Here is a 1001-nt window from a genome sequence, read left to right as displayed (position 1 = left end):
TATGAGTATGGATTTGAATTGATATAGCTATTACATTGAGTGTCTAATTATATAAATGGTGATGGTATGCTTTTGTATTAGGGAAGCTTCGTATGTTTATTTGTCAGGGATACGGCAACCACCTGGATCTACACCGTCTAATTCGTCAGCAGCGTCAGATTTGTATCAGAGACAGTCCCGGAACTTTGCCGCCAGGCTGAGTATGATCAGTCGGCTTGCCTGTGTTCTTATCAGCGGGATCTAATGGGTTTTTCGGGTCAGTTTGGCTTTGATCCAACTTAAACTTAACCTGGCCATTTGAAGTCACATCACTAGCAGAAACCAGTGTCGGTGTTACTCCAGCCAAACCCAACATACCTAATCCAAGCATCGATGCCATCACGTAAAACTTTTTCATGTTTATTCTTCCTCTTTCTTGTTTGTGTTAGATTGTTTTGTCAACAAAATCAGTAGCATCAGCAACACCAGTAGTAGCCCGATTAAACTCACAAGCAGTGGGGTCATCATTCCCAATGCCGGTAGCTGGTCTTCTTTGGTCGGTGGTGGTACGTTCACCTGTTGCTTTGGCTTGATCTGTTCTGGTGACGGTTGATTAACCGGCTGTTCAACTTCAAAGAAGCTAATTTCACCGGATGTTTGTGTCTCGACTGCTAGCGCTTGCGATGGTGGACAAGTAAAACCGATTAGCAAAACTACCAGCAGTAGCCACTTTTTCATCACTTGGAACCACCCTCTTAATTGGTCGGCACATCTTGAACTGACCATTCAAACTCACCTGTAAAAGTTCCCAACTTTTGCTTCTCGACTGGCAACACTAACTTGAGCCCACGAGACTAGGCATGATCTCGTATGCCGTCTTCTGCTTGAAAAAAAAAAAATAAATACAACATTATATCACTTCTCACTTAGATATATTTAAACTATCCTGCTATTTCATACACCAATTTTCTTTTTAATTTTTCCATTCTTACATTTATTTTACTACTTTTTTCCATCTGATT

General features: G+C 41.1%; 2 protein-coding genes. Both read right to left on the bottom strand.

Features of this window, described 5'->3' with window-relative positions:
• Positions 1-154 precede the first annotated feature (154 nt).
• The gene (locus ACWPVL_RS11660; RefSeq protein ID WP_454389179.1) at positions 155-397 is read right to left on the bottom strand and encodes a hypothetical protein; all 243 of its coding nucleotides are present in this window, start codon (positions 395-397) and stop codon (positions 155-157) included.
• A 2-nt stretch (positions 398-399) separates the two neighbouring features.
• Positions 400-717 carry a hypothetical protein gene (locus ACWPVL_RS11655; protein WP_005687442.1) on the bottom strand — a complete coding sequence of 106 codons (318 nt, stop codon included), beginning with the start codon at positions 715-717 and terminating at the stop codon, positions 400-402.
• Positions 718-1001 lie beyond the last annotated feature (284 nt).

Source organism: Streptococcus sp. Marseille-Q8145 (assembly GCF_965112035.1).
The sequence above is the reverse complement of the archived record's forward strand: the minus strand, read 5'-3'. Positions and strand labels throughout refer to the sequence as shown.